Source organism: Massilia sp. CT11-137, assembly GCF_047302885.1.
GTDB classification, from domain to species: domain Bacteria; phylum Pseudomonadota; class Gammaproteobacteria; order Burkholderiales; family Burkholderiaceae_D; genus Telluria; species Telluria orientalis.
In genome coordinates, this window is the sequence record NZ_JBKYMP010000001.1 from 3,425,649 (window position 1) to 3,447,017 (window position 21,369).

19 protein-coding genes are annotated in these 21,369 nt (G+C 66.5%); 5 read left to right on the forward strand and 14 right to left on the reverse strand.

Features of this window, described 5'->3' with window-relative positions; all coding sequences use genetic code 11:
- Positions 1-2 precede the first annotated feature (2 nt).
- On the reverse strand, positions 3-467 hold the full coding sequence (locus ACEN98_RS15350) for a hypothetical protein (protein WP_413385668.1): 465 nt from the start codon (positions 465-467) through the stop codon (positions 3-5).
- A gap of 85 nt (positions 468-552) precedes the next feature.
- On the opposite strand from ACEN98_RS15350, the gene ACEN98_RS15355 reads away from it, so the two are divergent.
- Both ACEN98_RS15355 and ACEN98_RS15360 read left to right on the forward strand, forming a co-directional pair.
- The gene (locus ACEN98_RS15355; protein ID WP_413385669.1) at positions 553-993 is read left to right on the forward strand and encodes an SRPBCC family protein; all 441 of its coding nucleotides are present in this window, start codon (positions 553-555) and stop codon (positions 991-993) included.
- Positions 990-1,556 carry a nitroreductase gene (locus ACEN98_RS15360; RefSeq protein WP_413385670.1) on the forward strand — a complete coding sequence of 189 codons (567 nt, stop codon included), beginning with the start codon at positions 990-992 and terminating at the stop codon, positions 1,554-1,556. The genes ACEN98_RS15355 and ACEN98_RS15360 overlap by 4 nt, the downstream gene beginning before the upstream one ends.
- Before the next feature lie 69 nt (positions 1,557-1,625).
- Here ACEN98_RS15360 and ACEN98_RS15365 read toward each other — a convergent pair whose 3' ends face one another.
- The 7 genes from ACEN98_RS15365 to ACEN98_RS15395 all read right to left on the reverse strand — a co-directional run bounded on the left by ACEN98_RS15365 (position 1,626) and on the right by ACEN98_RS15395 (position 11,922).
- The gene (locus ACEN98_RS15365; RefSeq protein ID WP_413385671.1) at positions 1,626-2,372 is read right to left on the reverse strand and encodes a peptidylprolyl isomerase; all 747 of its coding nucleotides are present in this window, start codon (positions 2,370-2,372) and stop codon (positions 1,626-1,628) included.
- Between the two features lie 9 nt (positions 2,373-2,381).
- The gene (gene narI / locus ACEN98_RS15370; RefSeq protein WP_413385672.1) at positions 2,382-3,065 is read right to left on the reverse strand and encodes a respiratory nitrate reductase subunit gamma; all 684 of its coding nucleotides are present in this window, start codon (positions 3,063-3,065) and stop codon (positions 2,382-2,384) included.
- Positions 3,062-3,721, reverse strand: a complete 660-nt coding sequence (gene narJ, locus ACEN98_RS15375; RefSeq protein WP_413385673.1) for a nitrate reductase molybdenum cofactor assembly chaperone — start codon at positions 3,719-3,721, stop codon at positions 3,062-3,064. The genes narI and narJ overlap by 4 nt, the downstream gene beginning before the upstream one ends.
- A 1-nt stretch (position 3,722) precedes the next feature.
- Positions 3,723-5,279 (reverse strand): nitrate reductase subunit beta, encoded by a 1,557-nt coding sequence (narH, locus tag ACEN98_RS15380; protein WP_413338348.1) that lies wholly within the window; start codon positions 5,277-5,279, stop codon positions 3,723-3,725.
- 20 nt (positions 5,280-5,299) lie between these two features.
- Positions 5,300-9,109 carry a nitrate reductase subunit alpha gene (locus tag ACEN98_RS15385; RefSeq protein WP_413385674.1) on the reverse strand — a complete coding sequence of 1,270 codons (3,810 nt, stop codon included), beginning with the start codon at positions 9,107-9,109 and terminating at the stop codon, positions 5,300-5,302.
- 147 nt (positions 9,110-9,256) lie between these two features.
- Complete coding sequence (locus ACEN98_RS15390; RefSeq protein WP_413385676.1) at positions 9,257-10,633, reverse strand: NarK family nitrate/nitrite MFS transporter; 1,377 nt, start codon at positions 10,631-10,633, stop codon at positions 9,257-9,259.
- Positions 10,634-10,662: 29 nt separating this feature from the next.
- The gene (locus ACEN98_RS15395; protein ID WP_413385678.1) at positions 10,663-11,922 is read right to left on the reverse strand and encodes an MFS transporter; all 1,260 of its coding nucleotides are present in this window, start codon (positions 11,920-11,922) and stop codon (positions 10,663-10,665) included.
- A gap of 185 nt (positions 11,923-12,107) precedes the next feature.
- Here ACEN98_RS15395 and ACEN98_RS15400 point away from each other — a divergent pair, with 185 nt between their 5' ends.
- Positions 12,108-14,423 carry a response regulator gene (locus ACEN98_RS15400; RefSeq protein WP_413385680.1) on the forward strand — a complete coding sequence of 772 codons (2,316 nt, stop codon included), beginning with the start codon at positions 12,108-12,110 and terminating at the stop codon, positions 14,421-14,423.
- A 93-nt stretch (positions 14,424-14,516) separates the two neighbouring features.
- Here the strand turns inward: ACEN98_RS15400 and ACEN98_RS15405 are convergent, their stop codons facing one another.
- Genes ACEN98_RS15405 through moaA form a run of 4 tightly spaced genes read right to left on the reverse strand, consistent with a single transcriptional unit; the run spans position 14,517 to position 18,388 of the window.
- Positions 14,517-15,215 carry a response regulator gene (locus ACEN98_RS15405; RefSeq protein ID WP_413385681.1) on the reverse strand — a complete coding sequence of 233 codons (699 nt, stop codon included), beginning with the start codon at positions 15,213-15,215 and terminating at the stop codon, positions 14,517-14,519.
- Between the two features lie 17 nt (positions 15,216-15,232).
- Positions 15,233-17,185 carry a type IV pili methyl-accepting chemotaxis transducer N-terminal domain-containing protein gene (locus ACEN98_RS15410; RefSeq protein WP_413385682.1) on the reverse strand — a complete coding sequence of 651 codons (1,953 nt, stop codon included), beginning with the start codon at positions 17,183-17,185 and terminating at the stop codon, positions 15,233-15,235.
- The gene (locus ACEN98_RS15415) at positions 17,182-17,412 is read right to left on the reverse strand and encodes a carbonic anhydrase (RefSeq protein WP_413385683.1); all 231 of its coding nucleotides are present in this window, start codon (positions 17,410-17,412) and stop codon (positions 17,182-17,184) included. The genes ACEN98_RS15410 and ACEN98_RS15415 overlap by 4 nt, the downstream gene beginning before the upstream one ends.
- 1 nt (position 17,413) lies before the next feature.
- A complete protein-coding gene (gene moaA, locus ACEN98_RS15420) occupies positions 17,414-18,388 on the reverse strand; it encodes a GTP 3',8-cyclase MoaA (RefSeq protein ID WP_413385684.1) in 975 nt (324 codons plus the stop codon).
- Between the two features lie 170 nt (positions 18,389-18,558).
- Between moaA and ACEN98_RS15425 the strand changes: the two genes are divergently transcribed.
- A complete protein-coding gene (locus ACEN98_RS15425) occupies positions 18,559-20,118 on the forward strand; it encodes a methyl-accepting chemotaxis protein (RefSeq protein ID WP_413385685.1) in 1,560 nt (519 codons plus the stop codon).
- 215 nt (positions 20,119-20,333) lie between these two features.
- Positions 20,334-20,792, forward strand: a complete 459-nt coding sequence (locus ACEN98_RS15430) for a hypothetical protein (protein WP_413385686.1) — start codon at positions 20,334-20,336, stop codon at positions 20,790-20,792.
- Here ACEN98_RS15430 and ACEN98_RS15435 read toward each other — a convergent pair.
- Together ACEN98_RS15435 and ACEN98_RS15440 are read right to left on the reverse strand one after the other, a co-directional pair.
- A complete protein-coding gene (locus ACEN98_RS15435; protein WP_413385687.1) occupies positions 20,758-21,051 on the reverse strand; it encodes a hypothetical protein in 294 nt (97 codons plus the stop codon). The genes ACEN98_RS15430 and ACEN98_RS15435 overlap by 35 nt on opposite strands.
- The gene (locus ACEN98_RS15440) at positions 21,044-21,292 is read right to left on the reverse strand and encodes a heavy-metal-associated domain-containing protein (RefSeq protein ID WP_413385688.1); all 249 of its coding nucleotides are present in this window, start codon (positions 21,290-21,292) and stop codon (positions 21,044-21,046) included. Before ACEN98_RS15440 ends, ACEN98_RS15435 begins: the two co-directional genes overlap by 8 nt.
- Between the last annotated feature and the right edge of the window lie 77 nt (positions 21,293-21,369).

The following is a 21,369-nucleotide window of genomic DNA, read 5'->3' on the forward strand; positions in this document are numbered from 1 at the left end:
CGTCAGAACGTCACGTCCGCGCGCACGCCGACGTAGCGGTGCCAGTCGCGCGGCGGCAGCCATTCGGTGGTGTTCACGGCATGCGGCATATTCGGTGCCTTCGGGCTCCACGTGCTGTTGGCGATGCTGTTGTTCAGGCCCGCCGCATACTGGCGGTCGAACAGGTTGTCGACGAACAGCGTGGCTTTCCAGCGGCCGCCCCGGTCCGCGGCGCCGAACGTCAGGTTCGTGATGCTGTAGGCGCCTCGGATCGTGTTCGGATCCTGGTTCAGCGAGAACTGCGTACGGCTCTGGTAGCGCGTGGTGGCGGCGACGAAGCCGTCGAAGGGCAGCGCGGGCAGCGGCACGTCCAGTTGGCCGCCCAGGTTCAGTTTTACTTTCGGCGCGTTCGGCAACGTCTTGCCGGCCAGGTCCTGCACGTTCGTGTTGTTGAATTCGGGGCTCTGGTAGCAGCCCGGTCCCTGCACGGCCGCCGTGCCGGCCGCAGCTCAGACGCGGGAAGCGTTCATGCGCTATATTCTACGGTCTTCCAATTCGTCGATGCATATGCACGTGATCGAAACAACCGTCGTCGTCGCTGCATCCCCGGCCGCGGTCTGGGACGCGCTGACGGACCCCGCCGCGATGCGCGTGTGGATGGGCGAACCGGAAATGGCGATCGACGTCGCCACCGACTGGCGGCCCGGGTCGCCCATCGTGATCGGCGGCGTGCACCACGGGCCGTTCCGCAATCACGGCATCGTGCTGGACGCCTTGCCCGGCGCGCTGCTCCGCTATACGCACCTTAGTTCCGTGTCCGCGCTGGCGGACGTACCGGAGCACTACAGCTTGATCGCGTTCGCGCTCGATGCCGTGGAGGGCGGGACGTCCGTGCGGTTGACGGTGGAGCGGTTTGCGACCGAAACGATCTACCGGCACCTCGACCTGTACTGGCGCGGCACCATGGAAGTGTTCAAGGCATTCGTCGAGCGCCGGCCTATAATGAAACCATGAACTCGGATTTGTGGAACGCGCTGGCGGCGCGCCGCCATGTGGCCCTGCGCCGCCTGCAGGCGCCGGGTCCGGACGATGCCGCGCTGGCGCGGATGATGGACGCGGCCGCGCAGGCGCCCGATCACGGCTGCCTGCTGCCCTGGCGCTTCGTGCTGATCCCGCCGGAGCGGCGCGCCGATCTCGGCGCCGTGTTCGAGGAAGCGCTTGCGCAGCGCAATCCCACGGCCGACGATACAGCGCGGGCGTCCGCGCGCGAGAAAGCCTTGCACGCACCGTGCCTGCTCGTGGCGGTCCTCGTCGACGCGCCCGGTACAACCATCCCGGTCGAGGAAAAACTGGTCTCCCTGGGCTGCGCGCTGCAGAACGTGCTGCTCGCGGCGCGGGCGCTGGGCTTTGCCAGCGGTCTCGCGAGTGGCGGGGCGCTCGACACGCCCGCCATGCGCCGCCTGCTGGCGCTCGACGCGGACGAGCGCGCGGTCTGCTTCATCGGCATCGGCACGGGCGAACCCAAAAAAGCGCCCCGGGTGCGTCCGCAGCCGGGGCAGTTTTTTTCAACGTTGTAGGGTGGGCGCCTGCGCCCACGCGTAACGTTCGCGTTATGCCGGCTTTCGCGTGGGCACGTGGTGCCCCCCCTACTGCACGAGCGGCGTCGCGCTCCCTTCCAGCGTGACGCCCTCGATGCGCGCGCGGCCCACGAGGATCTGCAGATACTGGTGGATTCCCCGCTGCAGCGCGGCCGTCGCGAGCATTGCTGCGATCTGCGATTTCACCGTCTCGAACGGCAGCAGCGAGCCGTCGATGCGGCGCAGCACCTGGACGATGTGCAGGCCGAAGCGCGTCTCGATGGGACGCGCGGCCAGCTCGTTTTCGCCGAGGCGGAACAGCACGTCGTCGAATTCCGGCACGCAGTCGCCGCGGCTCAGCTGGCCGAGGCTGCCGCCCACGGCGCCGGACGGGCAGTTCGAATACTGGGCCGCCAGTTCGCCGAAGCGGTCCGGCGTGGCCCGTAGCGCCGCGAGGATGTCCTCCGCCGTTTCGCGGACGAGGTCCAGCGGCACCGTCGGCGTCACCTGGAACAGGATGTGGCGCGCTTCGACCATCGCGCCGCGGGTGAACCGGTCCGGATGGTTCCGGTAGTAGGTGCGGCACGCCGCCTCGTCGGCCTGCGGCACGCTGACCTCCTGCGTCAGCAGCGCCTCGACGCGTGCGTCGTCGTCCACGCCGGCAATCCCGAGGCGGTCCGCTTCCTGCAGCAGCACGGTGCGCAGCACGACTTCGTGCACCGACGCTTTCAGCGGATTGGCGGCGCCCTTGTGGTGCGGCAGTTCCTGTTCGATCAGGCGGTCGTCGATCTCGACGCCGTTGACGGAGATACCCATGATGACTCCTTAGCGCGGACGGACCAGCTGGAAGGCACGGCCCAGGTATGTCACCGCGCCGAAACCGCTCCAGATGTGGACGAGGCGGGTGAACGGGAAGATGACGAACAGCGACATCCCCATGAACAGGTGCAGCTTGAACACGAGCGGCGCATCGAGGATGAAGCCGGCGGCGTCGCCGCGGAACGTGACGATGTGCTGGGCCCAGGTCATCAAGAGGACCATCATGTGGCCGTCCAGGTGGCCGGCGGACACTCCAATCGACGACAGGCCGAGGAGCAGGGTGCCGAGGATCCACAGCAGCACGATCTTGTCCTTGAACGTGGTGGCGGCGCGCAGGCGCTCGTTGCCGAGGCGGCGGGCGAGCAGCAGCAGGATGCCGACCAGGCACAGGGTGCCCATCACGCCGCCCGCGGCCATCGCGAACAGCTGCTTGGCGCCGTGCGTGACGCCGAGCGTATCCCACACCCACACGGGCGTCAGCAGGCCGACGGCGTGGCCGCCCAGCAGGCCGATGATCCCGATGTGGAACAGGATGCTGCCCAGGCGCAGCTGGCCCCTGTGCAGTACTTGCGTGGATTCCGAGCGCCACGTGTATTGCTCGCGGTCGAAGCGGATCAGGCTCCCGAGCAGGAAGATCGCCAGGGCGATGTACGGGTAGATCCCGAACAGGAATTGATTTATATAGTTCATGCTACCTCCTCCTGATGCACGGCAGGACGCGTGCCGCGCGGGTAAAAATTGATCGGTTGCGGGCCGGACGCTTGCGGCTTGAGCAGCGGCTCGACGCCGTCCGCGCCGGGGCCGAAGGTTTCCAGTGCCTCGTCCATGTCCTTGATCGGCGGCTCGGACAGTTCTTCCGCCGCGACCGGGGACAAGGCTTCCAGCACGTCGAACACGCTGGCATACGGGCTGCCGTTCGCGGCCAGCTTGCGGCCGATGAAGGCCAGCACGTGGACCGCGTCGCCCAGCAGGCGGCCGGCTTCCTCTTCGTCCAGCTGCGACAGGAATTCGAGGAACAGCGGCACGAAGTCCGGCAGCTCGTCGCCCTGCATTTCCAGGCCGTGCTTCTTGTACTCTTCCATCAGGTCGACCATGGCCTGGCCGCGGTCGCGCGATTCGCCGTGGATGTGCTCGAACAGATGCAGCGAGTGCGACGGCGTGCGGTCGAACGTCTGCACGTATTCCTGCTGCAGCGTGATCATGTCGTTCTCGGCCAGGTGCGCCAGCAGCGGCGCCACCCGGGCGCGCATTGGCAGCGGCAGGCCGTCTTCCAGCTCGGGCAGGGCGGCGACGAGGTCGCCCTCCGGGTACAGCAACAGCGCGGACAGGATGCGGTAGTGGTTCATGTCAGGCTCCTTCCGTTTCTTTGTTCTTGCGCGATTTCGGCATCGAGACGAAGATCGTCGATCCCTGCTTCTTCTTGCCGAACAGCGAGGCGTCGCTGGTGCCGTCCGAGCAGCCGTTACCGAACGAGAAGCCGCACGAGCCTTTTTCGTTGAAGCTGTCCTCGGCCATCTCCTTGTGGCTGCTCGGGATCACGAAGCGGTCTTCGTAGTTCGCGATGGCCATGATGTGGTACATGTCTTCCACGACCGCCTGCGACAGGCCCACCTGGCGCAGCACGTCGAGATTCTCGACCTTGTCCACCGACTTCGAACGCATGTAGGCACGCATCGCCAGCATGCGGTCCAGCGCATGCACGACCGGCGCTTCCTTGCCCGCGGTGAGCAGGTTGGCGAGGTAGCGCACGGGGATGCGCAGGCTCTTCGTGTCCGGCAGGATGCCGTTCATGCCCATCTTGCCGCTTTCGGCCGCGGCCTGGATCGGCGACAGCGGCGGGATGTACCACACCATCGGCAACGTGCGATACTCCGGGTGCAGCGGGAACGCGATCTTCCATTCGACGGCCATCTTGTAGACGGGCGAACGCTTGGCGGATTCCAGCCACGAGTCCGGGATGCCCTGGCGGCGCGCTTCCGCGATCACGTCTGGATCGTGCGGATCGAGGAACAGGCCGAGCTGCGCTTCGTACAGGTCCTGCTCGTCGGCGACCGACGCCGCGGCTTCGATCTTGTCGGCGTCGTACAGCAGCACGCCCAGGTAGCGGATACGGCCCACGCAGGTTTCCGAGCACACGGTCGGCTGGCCCGCCTCGATGCGCGGGTAGCAGAACGTGCACTTCTCGGCCTTGCCGGACGACCAGTTGTAGTAGATCTTCTTGTACGGGCAGCCCGAGATGCACATGCGCCAGCCGCGGCACTTGTCCTGGTCGATCAGCACGATGCCGTCGTCTTCGCGCTTGTACACGGAACCGGACGGGCACGATGCCACGCAGGTCGGGTTCAGGCAGTGTTCGCACAGGCGCGGCAGGTACATCATGAAGGTGTTCTCGAAGGTCGAGTACATCTCCTTCTGCACGTTGTCGAACAGTTTATCCTTGCTGCGCTTGGCGAATTCGCCGCCCAGGTCGTCTTCCCAGTTCGGCCCCCATTCGATCTTGTCCATCTTCTTGCCGGTCAGGACGGAGATCGGACGGGCGGTCGGCGGTGTCTCGGACAGCGGCGCGTTCTGCAGGCGCTCGTAGTCGTACGTGAACGGCTCATAATACTCGTCGATCTGCGGCAGGTTCGGGTTGGCGAAGATGTTCGCGAGGATCTTCAGGCGGCTGCCCTGGCGCGGTTCGATCCTGCCGTCCGCCTTGCGTCTCCAGCCGCCGTTCCACTTGTCCTGGTTTTCCCATTCCTTCGGGTAGCCGATGCCGGGCTTCGTCTCGACGTTGTTGAACCAGGCGTATTCCACGCCGTCGCGGCTCGTCCAGACGTTCTTGCAGGTCACCGAGCAGGTGTGGCAGCCGATGCATTTGTCCAGGTTCAGCACCATGCCGATTTGTGCTCTGATTTTCATGTCTTTACCTCGTTATCTGTTCAAGCACCCTTCGGGCTGGCGGCGCGTGCCAGCGCGGGTTCGCGGTCTTCCGTCTTGTGCTTCGGCGTTCCCGCCGGCCGTGCCGGGGCGGGGCGGGTGGCCTGCTGGTCGCCGTTCGGACGCGATTCGTCGCGGGCGCCTTCCATCCAGTTCACGTCGCGCATCTTGCGGACCACCACGAATTCGTCGCGGTTGGAGCCCACCGTGCCGTAGTAGTTGAAACCGTACGACAGCTGGGCGTAGCCGCCGATCATGTGAGTCGGCTTGGTCACCGTGCGCGTCACCGAGTTGTGGATGCCGCCGCGCTTCTTCGACATTTCCGCACCGGGCACGTTCACGATCTTTTCCTGGGCGTGGTACATGAGCGTCATGCCTTCGGGGACGCGCTGGCTCACGACGGCGCGGGCCGTCAGGGTGCCGTTCACGTTGAACACCTCGATCCAGTCGTTGTCCACGATACCCGCCGCTTTCGCATCGATCTCGGACAGCCACACGTGCGGGCCGCCGCGCGACAGCGTGAGCATGCGCAGGTTGTCGGAGTAGGTCGAGTGGATGCCCCATTTCTGGTGCGGCGTGATCCAGTTCAGCGCCAGTTCCTTGTTCCCGTTCGGACGGCGGTTCATGATCGCTTCCGTGGTCTTGGTGTTGATCGCGGCCTTGTACACGCACAGTCCCTCGCCGAAGTCGCGCATCCAGACGTGGTCCTGGTAGAACTGCTGGCGGCCCGTCAGCGTGCGCCAGGGGATCAGTTCATGGACGTTCGTGTAGCCGGCGTTGTAGCTGACTTCCTCGCTTTCCAGGCCCGACCACGTCGGCGACGAGATGATCTTCCTCGGCTGCGCCTGCACGTCGCGGAAGCGGATGCTGTCATGCTCGCGCGGGATCGCCAAATGCGTGTGGTCGCGGCCCGTGATCTTCGACAGCGCGTCCCAGGCTTTCACCGCCACGTGCCCGTTCGTTTCCGGCGCCAGGGTGAGGATCATCTCGGCGGCGTCAATCGCCGTGTCCAGGCGCGGCTGGCCTTTCGAGACGCCTTCTTCCAGCACGGTGCGGTTGATGCCGCGCAGGACGTCCACTTCATGCGCCGTCTTCCAGTCGATGCCCTTGCCGCCGTTGCCCACTTTTTCCAGCAGGGGGCCGATCGACGTGAACTTCTTGTGGATGTCGCGGTAGTTGCGTTCCACCACCGTCATCGACGGCATCGTCTTGCCCGGGACCGGCTCGCACTCGCCGAGGCGCCAGTCCTTCGGATCGAACGGCTGACCGAGTTCGCCCGGGGTGTCGTGCAGCAGCGGCGTGAGGATCAGATCCTTGCGCGTGCCCAGGTGGGCGCCGCCGATCTCCGACAGCTTGGCCGCGATGCCCTTGTAGATTTCCCAGTCCGACTTCGCTTCCCACAGCGGCTGCACGGCTTCCGACAGCGGGTGGATGAACGGGTGCATGTCGGACGTGTTCAGATCGTCCTTTTCGTACCAGGTCGCCGTCGGCAGCACGATGTCGCCGTACAAACACGTCGTCGACATGCGGAAGTCCAGCACCACGAGCAGGTCCAGCTTGCCCTCGGCGGCCGGGCGCACCTTGACGTCGCGCGGCTTGACGCAGGCGTCTTCGTCGCTCATCAGCGCGTTCTGCGTGCCCAGCAGGTATTTCAGGAAGTACTCGTGGCCCTTGCCCGAGCTGCCCAGGATGTTGGAACGCCACACGAACATATTGCGCGGGAAGTTCGCGGGATTGTCCGGATCGTCGCACGAGAAATTCAGCTTGCCGGCCTTGATCTGCTCGACCGCGTACTTGGCCGGGTCCTGGCCCGCGCTTTCCGCGGCGCGGACGACGTCCAGCGGATTCGTCTCCAGCTGCGGGGCGGACGGCAGCCAGCCCATGCGCTCGGCCTTGGCGTTGAAGTCGATCAGCGCCATCTCTTCCAGCTTGCCGTCGGCCGTCGGGCACAGGATCTCGGACGTGTGCAGCTTTTCGTGGCGCCACTGGCTCGTGTGGGCATAGAAGAACGACGTGCCGTTCATCTGGCGCATCGGGCGGTTCCAGTCCAGCGCGAAGGCGAGCGGGGTCCAGCCGGTTTGCGGGCGCAGCTTTTCCTGGCCCACGTAGTGCGCCCAGCCGCCGCCGCTCTGGCCCACGCAGCCGCACATCATGAGGATGTTGATGATGCCGCGGTACGTCATGTCCATGTGGTACCAGTGGTTCAGCGCCGCGCCGACGATCACCATCGACTTGCCGCGGGTGCGGTCGGCGTTGTCGGCGAATTCGCGCGCCACGGTCACGACATCCGCGGCCTTCACGCCGGTGTGCTTCACCTGCCATGCGGGCGTGTACGGGACGTCGTCGTCGTAGCTCTTCGCCGCGTTCGGGCAGATCCCGCGGTCGACGCCGTAGTTCGCCATCGACAGGTCGTACACGGTGGTGACGAGTGCCGTGGTGCCGTCGGCCAGCGTGATCGACTTGACCGGAACGTTGCGCAGCAGGAGGTCCTCCGCGTCCTTGCCGCCGAAGTAGGGGAAGCCCACCGGGGCGATGCGGTCATGGTCGTCCAGCAGCGACAGCTGCGGATCGATCGGATTGCGGGTGGCGCCTTCCTTCTGTTCGAGGTTCCACTTGCCCGACTCGCCCCAGCGGAAGCCGATCGAGCCGCTCGGCGCGACGATCTTGCCGGTCGCCTGGTCGATGACGAGCGTCTTCCATTCCGGGTTGTTCGATTCATCCAGGTTGTTCGCGAGGTGCGAGGCGCGCAGGAAGTAGTCGGGGACCAGCGTGCCGTCGCGTTCCTTCAGCATGACCAGCATCGGGAAGTCGGTGTACTGCTTGGCGTAGTCGCGGAAGTAGGCGGATTTGCCGGTGGCGTGGAATTCCTTCAGGATCACGTGGCCCATGGCCATGGCCAGTGCGGCGTCGGTGCCCTGCTTGGGCGCGAGCCAGATGTCGCCGAACTTGGCCATCTCGCCGAAGTCGGACGATACTGCAACGGTCTTCGTGCCCTTGTAACGCACTTCCGTGTAGAAGTGGGCGTCCGGCGTGCGGGTCATCGGAACGTTCGAACCCCAAACCATCAGGTACGTGGAGTTGTACCAGTCGGCCGATTCCGGCACGTCGGTCTGCTCGCCCCACACTTGCGGGCTCGAAGGCGGCAGGTCGCAATACCAGTCGTAGAAGCTCATGGCGACGCCGCCGATGAGGCTCAGGTAGCGGGTGCCGGCGGCATAGCTGACCATCGACATGGCGGGGATCGGCGAGAAGCCGATGATGCGGTCCGGGCCGTATTTGCCGATGGTGTAGGCGTTGGCGGCGGCGATGATCTCGTTGACCTCGTCCCACTTGGCGCGCACGAAGCCGCCCTGGCCGCGTACGGTTTTATAGCTGGCGGCCTTCAGCGGATCGTTGGTGATGTAGTCCCAGGCCGCGACCGGATCGCGGGTGGCGCGCGCTTCGCGCCACAACTGCATCAGGCGGCCGCGCACCATCGGGTGCTTGACGCGCTGCGCCGAGTAGACGTACCACGAGTAGCTGGCGCCGCGCGGGCAACCGCGGGGTTCATGGTTCGGCAGGTCCGGGCGGGTGCGCGGGTAGTCGGTCTGCTGGGTCTCCCAGGTGATCAGGCCGTTCTTGACGTAGACCTTCCAGCTGCACGAGCCCGTGCAGTTCACGCCATGCGTCGAGCGCACGATCTTGTCGTGCTGCCAGCGCTGGCGGTAGGCCTTTTCCCAGGTGCGGTCTTCGTTGACGACGGCCCCGTGGCCATTCGAAAACGTCTCGCTCGGTTTGCCGAAAAACTTCAGGCGGTCCAAAAAGTGACTCATGGTTTCTCCAACGGCGCGCCGGAGGCGCGCTCTCGATATTCGGTGTTGTGCAGCTGTGTTCAGTCTACGGAGCGGACCGGCTGTGCGGTATTCGCAAGAAGTCGGTCCGGCCGTGGATTAGGGAGTAGGCGACCTACTCCTTTATGACTAGCAGGTGATCTCGGCACCCTTGCGGGCATAGAACCACCAGGTGACGGCGATGCAGGTGACGTAGAAGCCGATGAAGCACCACAGCGCGGCGTCGGCGCTGCCCGTCAGGGCGATCGAGGTGCCGTAGCTCTTCGGGATGAAGAAAGCGCCGTAGGCGGCGATGGCCGAGGTGAAGCCGAGGACGGCGGCCGCTTCCTTGTTGGCGCTGGCGACGGCCTGCGCTTGTGCGCCTTCCGACTGGCCCCTGGCGGCGCGCTGGTGCAGGGTCAGGAAGATCACGGGGATCATGCGGAAGGTCGATGCGTTACCGACGCCGGTGCAGGCGAACAGCACGAGGAACATGCCGAAGAAACCCGCGAAGCTCCCTGCGTGCAGGAAGTGCAGCACGCCCAGCACGGCCAGGATCATGCAGACGAACGTCCACACGGTGACGCGGGCGCCGCCCAGCTTGTCGGCGATGAAGCCGCCGGCCACGCGGGCGAGGGCGCTGACGAGGGGACCGACGAACGCGTACTGCAGCGGGTTCACTTGCGGGAACAGGGTGCTGGTCAGCAGCGGGAACGCGGCGGAATAGCCGATGAACGAACCGAAGGTGCCCACATACAGCCAGCACATGAGCCAGTTGTGCTTGCGCTTGAAGATGACGGCCTGTTCGGCGAACGACGCCTTGGCCGACGCGAGGTCGTTCATGCCGAACCAGGCGGCCAGGGTGCTCACGACGATGAACGGCACCCACACGAAGCCCGCGTTCTGCAGCCACATCTGCTTGGTGGCGGCTGCGCCTTTTACCACCTTTGTCCAGGTCTGCGGCTCGCCGCCGAACAGGGCGAACGTGATCACGAGCGGGACGACGAACTGCGCGGCGGAGACGCCGAGGTTGCCGAGGCCCGCGTTCATGCCGAGGGCATAGCCCTTCTGCGCTTTCGGGTAGAAGAAGCTGATGTTGGCCATCGACGATGCGAAGTTGCCGCCGCCGAAGCCGCACAGCAGCGACAGCACGAGCATGGTCGGGTAGCTGGTGTTCGGGTCCTGCACGGCGAAGCCGATGCCGAGGGCGGGGATCAGCAGCGACGCGGTGGAGATGGCGGTCCATTTGCGGCCGCCGAAGATCGGCACCATGAACGAATAAAAGATGCGCAAGGTGGCGCCCGAGAGGCCCGGCACGGCGGCGAGCCAGAACAGCTGGTTGGTGCTGTACTTGAAGCCGATGGCCGGCAGGTTGACGACGACGACGCTCCACACCATCCATATCGCGAACGCCAGCATCAGCGCGGGGATCGAGATCCAGAGGTTGCGGCTGGCCGTGGGCTTGCCGCGGCTGTGCCAGAAGGCGGGAACCTCGGGTTCCCAGGACGAGATGAGGTAACGACTCACGATGTTCTCCTGTGATTATTGAAGTGGTATCAGGCGGCCTTGCGCAACGGCGTGACCGGTGCGGCGACGGGCGCCCTGGTTTGCGGTTTGAACGAGAAATGCATCCAGACGAGCGACACGCACACGGTCCCGTACAGCAGCATGAAGGAGCTGGAACGGATGCCGGTGACGTCGACGATGGCGCCGAACATGATCGGCAGGATGAAGCCACCGAGGCCGCCGGCGAGGCCGACGACGCCCGAGACGGCGCCGATGTTGTCGCTGAAATCGTCGGCGATGAAGCGGAACACGGACGCTTTGCCGATGGCCATCGCCACGCCGACGACGAACAGCAGCAGGGTGAAGATCACGGGGCCGAGGCCGATGTGCAGGTCCATCGCGCCGGAAACCGTCTTGACGCTCATCGTGGTCTGCGGATACGACAGGATGAAGAAGCACACCCAGCACACCCACATCACGTACCAGGTCACCTTGTAGGCCCCGAACTTGTCGGAAATCCAGCCGCCCAGCGCGCGCAGCACGCCGCCCGGCAGCGAGAAGCACGCGGCCAGCAGCGCGGCTTCCTTGAGGCCGAAGCCGTATTCGCCCACGTAGTATTTCGTCATCCACAGCGCCAGCGCCACGTAGCCGCCGAATACGACGGAGTAGTACTGGCAGTAGCGCCACACGCGCGGATCCTTCAGCACGCGCATCTGCGCGGCGAAGCTCTCGCCCGATGCCGATTTGTGCGACGGGTCGGAATAGGTGCCGAACCAGAACAGCAGGGCGGTGGCGACCATCGCGGCGGCGTACACCTTGGGCAGCGCCTGCCAGCCGAGGGCGGCGATGATGGCGGGCGCCACGAACTTGGTCAGCGCGGAACCGGAGTTACCGGCGCCGAACACGCCCATCGCGAGGCCGCGGCGCTCCTTGCCGAACCAGCGCGCAACGTACGGCGTGCCGACCGAGAACGAGCCGCCGGCCAGGCCCACGAAGAGGCCCAGCACGAGGAAGTGCCAGTAGGCGGTGGCATGGCTGATCATCCAGATCGGCAGCGCGCAGGCCAGCATCAGCGTGAAGAACACGATGCGGCCGCCGTAGCGGTCGGTCCAGATGCCGAGGGGGACGCGCACGAGGGCGCCGCTCAGCACGGGCGTGGCGACGAGGAGGCCGAATTCCGTCTCGTTCAGGCCGAGTTTCGTCTTGATGGGGATGCCCAGCACCGCGAACATCATCCAGATCGCGAAGCAGATCGTGAATGCGAAGGTACTGCTGACCAGGACCGCGAGGGGCCGTCTGTCGGTGCTCATTCTTGTTCTCCCGATAAAAGCATGTGGTGATGCCGGAAGCGTACGTGGCGGGGGCCAGCCCAACCATTGGCCGGAGGGGTGTGCGCGGCAACGCAATGGAGCTAGGCGCCCTAGTCATAAAGGTGTAGGTCCGTGTACGATGGCGCTTATTGCCCCTATCGCGCCCCAGTCGCACGGAACCGCCCATGCCGCACGCACTCAGCCCCGAACAGCTCAGCAACATCATCGACATCGCCGAAAACGCCGTGATCTGCACGGACGAGCGGCAGAAGATCATCCTGTTCAACAAGGGAGCGGAACGGGTGTTCGGCTGGACCGCCGCGGAGGTGACGGGCCAGGACCTGGCGATGCTGATGCCGCCGCGCTTCCGTCCCGGCCACGCGGAGCGGGTGGCCGGCTTCCAGCACGGGGAGCGCACGGCCCGGCGCATGGGCGAGCGGGGCACCATCCACGCGGTGCGCAAGGACGGCAGCGAATTCCCGGCCGAGGCGACGATCTCGAAATCGGCGGCGGGCGGGCGCGTGATCCTCACGGCGATCCTGCAGGACATTTCGGAGCGCAAGGCCTACGAGCGCGAACTGGAACTGGCGCGCGACAGCGCCGAAGCGGCGATGCAGGCCAAGAGCATGTTCCTGGCCAATATGAGCCACGAGATCCGCACGCCGCTGAACGCCGTCATCGGCATGACGAGCCTCCTGCTGCACACGGACATCGACGACGAACAGCGCGACTACACGGAGACGATCCGTTCCAGCAGCGAGGCGCTGCTGGCCATCATCAACGACCTGCTCGATTATTCGAAGCTGGAAGTGGGGCGCCTCGACCTCGAGCGCCACGCGTTCGAAGTGCGCCGCTGCGTCGAGGAAGCGCTCGACCTGCTCGCGCCCAGCGCCAGCGACAAGAACCTGGACCTTGCATACATGATCGAGCCGGGCGTGCCCGCGACGATCCTCGCGGACGCCACGCGCCTGCGCCAGATCCTCGTGAACCTGCTGTCCAACGCGATCAAGTTCACGCACCACGGCGAGGTCGTCGTCACCGTGTCGGGCGAGCCGCGCGAGGAGGGCGGCTACCGCCTCGTGTTCGCCGTGCGCGACACGGGCATCGGCATCCCGCCGCACCGCCTGGACGATATCTTCCACTCGTTCACCCAGGTGGACGCATCGACCACGCGCAAATACGGCGGCACGGGCCTGGGCCTGACGATCAGCCGGCGTCTCGCGGAGATGATGGGCGGCGGGCTGACGGTGGACAGCGAACCGGGACGCGGCTCGACGTTCAGCGCGGCCATCGTCGCCGACGCGTTCGACGACCAGCTGGCCGAACACGTGCTGCGCGACCGCGCGGCCACGGTGCGCGGGCGCCGCATCCTGATCGTCGACGACAACGCGACCAACCGCCGTATCCTGATGAAGCAGGCGCTGTTGTGGGGCATGTCGCCGCTGGCGGCGGCATCGGCGGTCGAAGCGCTGGACCTCGTGCGCGACGGCCACCCGTTCGACGTCGCCGTGCTGGACATGCAGATGCCCGACATGGACGGCGCGCGCCTCGCGGCCGAGCTGCGCAAGCACCGCGACCGCGCCGCGCTGCCGCTCGTGCTGCTGACCTCCGTCGGCCAGCGCCAGGCAGGTGCCGAAGGAGAAGCCGTGCGCGAGTTCTCTGCGTGGCTGAGCAAGCCGATCAAGCCGGCCGCGCTGCTGGAAGCGCTGCAGCAGGTGCTGGGCGAGCGCCAGGCCGCGGCGCGGCCGGCGCCGGTGCCGGCCCGGGAAGAGACGGATCTCGCGATCCTCGTCGCCGAGGACAACACGATCAACCAGAAGGTGATCCGGCAACTGCTGCGCCACCTGGGCTACCGCGCGGACGTCGTCGGCAACGGTCTCGAAGCCGTGGCGGCGCTGGAGCGCCAGGATTATCCGGTGATCCTGATGGACATGCAGATGCCGGAAATGGACGGCCTGGAAGCGACGCGCCGCCTGCGCGAGCGCTTCCGCGGGGCCAACGCGCCGTACATCATCGCGATGACGGCCAACGCCATGCCGGGCGACCGCGAACGCTGCCTGGACGCCGGCATGAACGACTACGTGCCGAAGCCGATCGAGATGGACGTGCTGGACAAGGCGCTGGCCGCCGCGCGCGGCCACGTGGCGGCGCGCCGTGCGGGCGCCGCGGTGCTGGACCCGGCCCGCATCGCGCAGCTGCGCACCATCGACGACGATGCGTCACTGCTGGAGGACGTCGTGCACGCGTTCGTGGGCGAGGTGCCGCAACTGCTGCACAAGCTGGAACACGCCGTGCGCGAGCACGACGGGCAGCTGCTGGCGGCGACCGCGCACTACCTGTTGTCGAGCATCGATTTCGTGGGCGCGAACCGGATGCGGGTGCCGTGCACGAACCTCGAGCTGATGGGGAAGGCGGAGAACTTCGAGGATGCGGGGGAGCAGTTAGCTTCGCTTACGAACGCTTACGAGGAAGCAAAAGCCGCATTGTTGACGTTGAGGTAGGGCTGGCTCCCCGATCCCGCGCGGACGTTCGCGGACGTTCGCGGACCGCACGCGTTGCGCGTGGGCACGGGGTGCCACACACCCTACGATCGATCAACCCTGTCGATCGGGGCCGCTTCCTAAACCCTGCTCGACGGCGAACACCGCCGCCTGCACGCGGCTCGACAGGCCGAGCTTCTTGAGGATGTTCTGCACGTGGATCTTGACCGTGCTCTCGGCCAGGTCGAGCACACGCGCGATCAGCTTGTTGCTTTCGCCGCGGGCCAGGCACGCGAGGATCTCGCGTTCGCGCGGCGTCAGCTTGTCCAGGTCCGATGGCGGCGCGGCCGGCTTGGGTTCGCGCTGTTTCTGCAGCTGTGCCACGAGCTTGGCGGCCATCGATTCGGCCAGCACGGATTCGCCGGCGGCCGCGCGTTCGATGGCGCGCTGCAGGTAGTCGGCGTCGATGTTCTTGATCAAATAGCCCCGCGCGCCTGCATGCAGGGCAGTGGCCAGGTCTTCGCCTTCCTCGGACACGGTCAGCATGATGACCGCCGCCTCGGGCCACCCCTGCAGGATCAGTTCCAGCGTCTCCACGCCGGTCATGCCGGGCATGTGCAGGTCGAGCAGGATCACGTCGGGTTTCAGTTGCATCGCCCGCTTCACGCCGTCGATGCCGTCGGATGCCTCGCCGACGACGGTGAAGCGCGGATTGCGCTGCAACAGCGAACGTACGCCGCTGCGGAACAACGTGTGATCGTCGACCAGCAGCACGCTGATCGGCTCGCGGGTGTCTTGCCCGATGTCTTCCATCCGAAACTCCATTCGATTCAAGCGGCCCGCCGGTGCGCGCTCGGGACGTGCAGGCGGACGGTGGTGCCGGCGCCGTTCGCGGATTCGATGGCCAGGTCGGCGTTGATATGCCGGGCCCGTTCGCGCATGATGTGCAAGCCCACGTGGCTGTCGCCGGACGCGGGCACGGCGACGGAATCGAACCCGACACCATTATCGCTGATCGATAGCGAAAAGTCTTGACCGTCGCGGACCTGCACGAGCACCTTGTCGGCATGCGCGTGTTTACGGATGTTCGACAGCGCTTCCTGCACGATGAACAGGAGCTGCAGCTGCTCCTCGCGCGGGAACGGCAGGCCGCCGCCCCCTTCGGCCTTGAAGCTGGCCTCCACGCCCGTCTGGTCGCGGAACTTGCGCACGGCCTTGCGCAGCGCGCTGTTGAGGTCATCCTCTTCCAGCCGGCTGCGGAAATTCTGCAACAGTTCGCGTACGTCCTCGTAGCTTTCCTTGACGCCCGCACGCAGCAGCGGCACGATCGCGGCCGCATCCTGCTGCTGCCCGTCGTGCAGCGACTGTTCCAGCATCTGCACCTGCAGGTTCAGGAAGTTCAGGCCCTGGGCGATGCTGTCGTGCAGGCCGCGCGCCACCATGTTGCGCTCTTCCGAGATGGCCATTTCGCGCTCGCGTGCCGCGAGCCGCATGTTCTCGACGGCGGTGCCCAGCAGCCGGCCCAGCGTTTCCAGCAGGGCGGTCTCGCGCTCGTTGAACGATGTCTCGGTACGGAAATGCAGGCTGAATACGCCGAGATGCTGGTCCTGGGCGAAAATCTGGAACACCGACACCGTCGCGAATCCTTCGCGCGCGCAGCGCGACACGTCGGGGCCGGGCACGGCGCGCAGCAGCCGCACGACGGGGTGCCTGCCCTGCGCCGCCTCGCCGCACAGGCAGTCGCCGACCGGCATGCAGCGTTCGGCCTTGACCATCTCGTCGGACAGGCCGGCCTGCACGATGAGGTGCACCTTGTCCGTGTTGGCGTCGATGAGCCGCACCGATCCGCCGTCCGCGCCGAAGTAGCGCATGATGCGCTCGACGAAGCCTTCGCACATCGGTTCCAGCGTCTGGCGCACCTGCAGGAAGGCGGCACTGTCGTACAGCAGCGCCAGTTCGCGGTTCTGGCCTTCCAGCGCGGCCGTCTTGTCGCGTACCTTGTCTTCCAGGCTCGCGTAGATCTGTTCCAGGCGGTCGGCCATCCGGTTGAAACCCGTCGCGAGCTGGCCGAATTCGTCCTGGCTGGCCACGTCGAGGCGGACGCCGAAATCCGTGTCGGCCATGCTGCGCATTCCGGCATGCAGGCGCTCGACCGGGTCGACGATGAGGCTGAACATCAGGTACACGAGGACGACGGTCCCGCCCATCGCCAGCGCCATCAGCGCCAGCTGCGAGCAGCGCAGCCAGAACGTGCGCACCTCGTTGTCCCGTTCGATCAGGCCCACGATGGCGTCGATCTGGGCGACGTAGCCATCGACCCGGCCGAGGAAGTCGCGCAGCGGGGGCAGGCGCTCGTCGCCCCGCGCCTGCAGCACCTGCAGCGCGAGCGGCCGCAGTTCGCGCTGCCAGCGCAGCGTGGCCAGGGAAAAGCTGTCGCGGATGGCGGCCGTCGGCGGCAGGCCGAGGGGCCGCTGCGGGTCGCCGCGGTCGATCAGCGCCAGCGTCGCATCGATGGTCGCGATCTGCGCCCGCGCATCGCGCGCGTAGCCGCCGCCGGGCATGTGCACCTCGCGGCCGAGCAGCATCGCGAGCCGGTATTCCTGCTTGCGCACGCCGCCCGTTTCGTTGATGGCGGCCGCCGAGCCTTCCAGCTGCCACGACAGCCACAACGTCGTGCCGATGGCGGTCAGCGCCAGCAGCAGGAAGCCGATCAGGGCGCCGGCGATGCGGGTCGACAGGCGCAGGTGGCCCGGGATCGGCGGATAATCGGGCGTCGTCGTCATGCCGCGGCGTCCAGCGGCTGGACGAGGTTCGCGATGTTGCGGACGACGAAGTTGTCGCCCGGGTCGCAGCCCGTCAGCAGGGCCGGGTCCACGCGCACATCGCGGCAGCCGATGACGAGCGTGGACGGATGCTGTCCATCGCGCAGCGAGGCGCGCACGACCGGCTCGCTCATGAAGCGCTGCTGGAAGCGGGAAAAGCCGCGGATGAAGCGCTCGATGTCCTGCATGTCAGCCTCCCGTCTGCGACATGAAGCGGACGATTTTCTCGGGCCGCGCGGTGAAGTCGTGCTGGTGGGGTTTCAGTTCGATGGCGTGGCGGATCGCGGCGTCGAGCTCCGCGTCGCTGGCTCCAGCGCGCAGCAGCGGACGGAATTCGAATTTCTCTTCCTGGCCCAGGCACAGGTACAGGGTGCCGTCCACGGCCAGGCGCACGCGGTTGCAGGTGGCGCAGAAATGCTGCGACATCGGCGTGATGAAGCCGATGCTGCTCCTGCCGTCGCGCGTGGCGAGGTAGCGCGCCGGACCGCCGCCCAGTTCCAGCGCCTGCGGCACCAGGTCGAATCGTTGCTGCAGGCGTTCGCGCACGGGCTGCAGGTCCATGTAGGCGGCGTTCTGTCCGGTCTCTCCCATCGGCATCACCTCGATCAGGCGCAGCACGAAGCCGTGGCCGATGCAGAACTCGGCCATGCGCTCGATCTCGCTGTCGTTCACGCCGCGCATCGCGACCATGTTGATCTTGATGGGATCGAACCCGGCCTCCTTGCCGGCCATGATGCCGTCCAGGATGCGCGCATGGCTGTCGCGGCCCGTGATCGATTCCATGCATCGCCGGTCCAGCGTGTCGAGGCTGACGTTGATGCGCGCGACGCCGGCCTTGCGCAGCGCCTCGGCGTGGCGGCGCAGGGTCGTGGCATTGGTCGACAGCGACAGGTCGTCCACGCCGGGGATGGCGGCGATACGGCCGGCCAGGTCGGTGACATGGCGGCGCAGCAGCGGCTCGCCGCCCGTCAGGCGGATGCGGCGCGTGCCGAGGCGGGCGAACGCGCGCAGCAGGCGCTCGATCTCGTCGAACGTGAGCCAGTCCTCCGGTTCCTCGAACCCCTTGAAACCCGTCGGCATGCAATACGTGCAACGCAGGTCGCAGCGGTCCGTCACGGACAGGCGCAGGTATTCGATCGTTCGGCCGTAGCGGTCGCGCAACATCGCGGTTCTCCAAAGGGTTGATGGTGAAGATTGTAGAGACCGCGCGCCACTCTGGCAGTCGGCATGACGGATGACGGGAGCTAGTTCTTTCGGCGTATGTCGGGCCACGCGGCCTGCCGCTAGACTCAGTTTCCTATTGGCAAGAAAGTGTCGAAACGAAAGGAATTCATATGGCAATGTCAAATTTCAGGATCGGCACGCGCCTTGCCTCCGGCTTCGGCCTCGTGCTGGTGCTGCTCGCGCTCGTGGTCGCGGTCGGGCTGCAGCGCTTCCACGACGCCGGCCAGGCGACGGCGACGCTGATCGACGACGACTGGGCCAAGGCGGAAGCCGCCGCCACCATCGACACGATGACGCGGGCGAATGCGCGCCGCACGCTGGAGCTGTTCATCGCGCCGGACGACGGCTACCGCACCCGGGTGCGCGAGAAAATCGCATCGAACCGGCACGAGATCGACGGCGCGCTGGCCACGTTGCGCCGCCTGGTCGCCAGCGACGAAGGCAAGGCCGTGCTGGCCCGCGTGGCCGAGCGGCGCGAGGCGTACGTGGCCTCGTTCACGCAGGTGAACGCCCTCGTCGACGCGGGCAAGCGCGCCGAGGCGCAGCAACTGGTGCTGGCGGAAACCCTGCCGCGCCTGGACGTGTTGCAGCAGGCCGTGCACGATCTCAACGTCCTGCAGAAGGGGCGCGCGGTCGCCGCGGGCAAGGCCGTGCAGGACCGGATCGCGTCGGGGCGGGTGCTGATGCTGGCGCTGGGCGCCGCCGCGCTGGCCGTCGGCCTTGTCTTCGCCGTCCGCCTCGCGCGTTCGATCGTGCTGCCGCTGCGCAGCGCCGTCGCGGTGGCGCAGCGCGTGGCCGGCGGGGATCTCACCAGCCGGATCGAGGCGGGTTCGAAGGACGAAGTCGGCGAGCTGCTCGGCGCGCTGGCGGCAATGAACGCGAGCCTCGGCACGATGGTCGGCGAAGTTCGGCGCGGGACCGAGACGATCGCCACGGCGTCCTCGCAGATCGCGAGCGGCAACATGGACTTGTCGGCGCGCACCGAGATGCAGGCCAGCGCGCTGCAGCAGAGCGCCTCGTCGATGGAGGAACTGACAGGCACCGTGCAGCAGAACGCGGACAATGCGCGCGCGGCGAACGCGCTGGCGGCGGCCACGGCGACGATCACGGCCGAGGGCAGCGACGCCGTGGCGCGCGTGGCGGCCACGATGGGCGAGATCAGCGACGGCGCGCGCCGCATCGCGGACATCACGGGCATCATCGATGGCATCGCGTTCCAGACCAATATCCTCGCGCTCAACGCCGCGGTGGAAGCCGCGCGCGCCGGCGAACAGGGCAAGGGATTCGCGGTCGTCGCCACCGAGGTGCGCAACCTGGCGCAGCGGTCGGCCGCCGCGGCGCGCGAGATCCGGCACCTCATCGACGATTCGACCGCGAAGATCGCGGGCGGTACGGCGCTCACCGGCCGCGCGGCCGACACCATGCAGCGCGTGCTGGCCAGCGTGCGCCAGGTGACGGGCATCATGGCCGAGATCACGGCGGCCAGCGACGAGCAGCGCATCGGCATCGAACAGGTCAACCAGGCCGTGGGCCAGATGGACAGCGTGACGCAGCAGAACGCGGCGCTCGTCGAGCAGGCGGCCGGCGCGGCGCAGGCCCTGCGGGAGCAGGCGCATACGCTGAACGACACGATCCGCATGTTCAGGCTGGAAGCGGCCAGGAGCGCCTGACGCCGCCAACTCGCCCGCGCCAGCAGGGAGCTGGCGGTGCCGGTCGAGTTTTTCGGGTCGTACTCAACCTACAAATCTGGTTTACCTGGATAATCAAACTCCGACAACACGTTCACCTTCAAATGGCAGCCGTAACAAAAAAATTGGCTTCAGCGCCGTTGTTCCTTGTCCTTGGGCTCGCCACGTCGACGGTTCACGCACAGGCACACGCGCCCGTGTCCTCGATCACCGACGCAGCCCTGGATCAGTACCGCGACATGTATCAGCAGAGCCCGCTTTGCACCAAGGCCGAGATAACGTTGTGGAACTGCGAAACCGGGAAGCGCGTGTTCTCGCTGTGTTCGTCACCCGTCGTGACCCGCACGACGGGCTACCTGCAGTACCGGGCTTCGAACGCCGGGAAGCCGACATTCGCTTACCCTGCAATCAAGACTCCGCCACTCGGGTTATTCAAATACAACTCGTTCGGTAACGGTAACGCATCCATTGAGTTCACGAACAACGGATATCACTACACCCTCGCGGATCCGCTTCGGGATACCTCTTCGATCGTTGTGTCCGCACCCGGCGCATCGGGCAAGAAAACGGAAATCGCATGTGGTCCCAACCAAACGCTGCAAGTGAATTACACCATGCGGCTTATGTACGATGCGGGACTATGGGAAGATGACTAGGCAGGTCGCTTGACGAACCTGTTACAACGGAGTCTTCCGGGAATATAGGATGAACGTCACGCCGCATCAGCGCATCGATGCCGGCCACCGTGCCGGCCATCGCCAGCGCCGCGACGCCGGCGCCGGCCCACGTGGCGATGCGGTCGCCGGCCGCCCACTCCTGCCACGCCAGCACGGCGGGCATCAGCAGCATCGGCGCCGTCATGGCGGTGGCGAGCCAGGCGTGGCGGCGCACGCCGCCGGACAGGCTCTCAGCCACCGCAGCACCCGCCGCAGCAACCGCCGCTCTTTTCCTTGCGCGCTTCGCCGTAACCGGCGCCCAGCAGCGCGGCGGTGATGTCCCGCGTCGACGTGGCGTCCTCGTCGAACTCCACGTGCATCTCGCGGCCGCCCGGTTCAAGGTCGATACCGCGCACGCCGGGCAGGGTGCACAGGGCGCTCGTGAGGCGTTCGATGTCGGCGAAGGCGAGAGGGGCCGAGAACTGGAAATCGTGTTGCATGATGCTCCTTTTGCGTTGGGTCGTTGGTACACCGTCAGGGTAGGGCGGCCCGCCGCCCTTGTCCTTGAACCGGTTTC

Coding starts and splice junctions, on each gene's coding strand:
- ACEN98_RS15360 (WP_413385670.1), top strand. CDS start 990: ATGAACTCGGATTTGTGGAACGCGCTGGCGGCGCGCCGCCATGTGGCC.
- ACEN98_RS15365 (WP_413385671.1), bottom strand. CDS start 2,372: ATGGGTATCTCCGTCAACGGCGTCGAGATCGACGACCGCCTGATCGAA.
- narI (WP_413385672.1), bottom strand. CDS start 3,065: ATGAACTATATAAATCAATTCCTGTTCGGGATCTACCCGTACATCGCC.
- narJ (WP_413385673.1), bottom strand. CDS start 3,721: ATGAACCACTACCGCATCCTGTCCGCGCTGTTGCTGTACCCGGAGGGC.
- narH (WP_413338348.1), bottom strand. CDS start 5,279: ATGAAAATCAGAGCACAAATCGGCATGGTGCTGAACCTGGACAAATGC.
- ACEN98_RS15385 (WP_413385674.1), bottom strand. CDS start 9,109: ATGAGTCACTTTTTGGACCGCCTGAAGTTTTTCGGCAAACCGAGCGAG.
- ACEN98_RS15395 (WP_413385678.1), bottom strand. CDS start 11,922: ATGAGCACCGACAGACGGCCCCTCGCGGTCCTGGTCAGCAGTACCTTC.
- ACEN98_RS15400 (WP_413385680.1), top strand. CDS start 12,108: ATGCCGCACGCACTCAGCCCCGAACAGCTCAGCAACATCATCGACATC.
- ACEN98_RS15405 (WP_413385681.1), bottom strand. CDS start 15,215: ATGGAAGACATCGGGCAAGACACCCGCGAGCCGATCAGCGTGCTGCTG.
- ACEN98_RS15410 (WP_413385682.1), bottom strand. CDS start 17,185: ATGACGACGACGCCCGATTATCCGCCGATCCCGGGCCACCTGCGCCTG.
- ACEN98_RS15415 (WP_413385683.1), bottom strand. CDS start 17,412: ATGCAGGACATCGAGCGCTTCATCCGCGGCTTTTCCCGCTTCCAGCAG.
- moaA (WP_413385684.1), bottom strand. CDS start 18,388: ATGTTGCGCGACCGCTACGGCCGAACGATCGAATACCTGCGCCTGTCC.
- ACEN98_RS15425 (WP_413385685.1), top strand. CDS start 18,559: ATGGCAATGTCAAATTTCAGGATCGGCACGCGCCTTGCCTCCGGCTTC.
- ACEN98_RS15440 (WP_413385688.1), bottom strand. CDS start 21,292: ATGCAACACGATTTCCAGTTCTCGGCCCCTCTCGCCTTCGCCGACATC.